Origin of the sequence: Inquilinus limosus MP06, from assembly GCF_000767795.1 — a bacterium.
GTDB lineage: Bacteria > Pseudomonadota > Alphaproteobacteria > DSM-16000 > Inquilinaceae > Inquilinus > Inquilinus limosus_E.
On sequence record NZ_JANX01001115.1, the window covers coordinates 1 to 708 of the forward strand.

The 708-nt window shown below is 69.4% G+C and carries 1 protein-coding gene; it reads right to left on the reverse strand.

Annotated features, from left to right (window positions below):
- Positions 1-439: MmgE/PrpD family protein (locus tag P409_RS35535; RefSeq protein WP_034849879.1), on the reverse strand; the 439-nt coding region annotated here is incomplete at its 3' end.
- Between the last annotated feature and the right edge of the window lie 269 nt (positions 440-708).

Here is a 708-nt window from a genome sequence, read left to right on the forward strand (position 1 = left end):
AATAGGAATCGGGGTCGCGTTCGGACAGCCGCGCCCAGGCCTCGTAGCCCGCGGCATAGGCGCGGATGACGTCGCGCCCGCCCAGGCCCAGGGCATCGGCCTCGGCGAACAGGGCCGGCAGCAGGATCACGCTGGTGTGGCAGCCGGCGAAGGCGACGTCGTCGAACACGCCGGCGCCCAGCGTGGCCGAGTTGACCAAAGCGGCGTCGACCGCCGATGCGCGCTCGGCCCCCAGCAGCAGCCGGGATTCGGCGCTGGGGCCGCGCGTGCCGATGGTCTCGAGGGCGATCCGCGACAGCGGAAAGGCCATGCCGGAATACATCACGGCCACGGAATCGGTGAAGCCGGTGATGACGGCCTCGACCGCCGCGCTGGGCAAGGCTTCGAAGGTCAGCGCGCTGGCAAACTCGCCGAGGCTGCGCGTGATCGGCGCCGGCATGGTTCCTCCCCTGTCTGTCCGGATTTCGAATTCCGAAGACGGTCTCTCAGCCGTCTTGCGGGATCAAACGACTTAACCGCAAACCATTGTGAGGTTTCCTCAAACGGCCCCGGCCGCGACCTCGGCCCAGAACCGCTCGATCACCTCGACCACCAGATCGGGCGTGTCCACCGGCATGACATGGCCGGTGTCGTGCACCTCCAGCCGGGCGCCGGCGATGGCGCGGGCCACCTTCTCGACCACCTCCGGCGGCCGGTAGGGATCGCGGC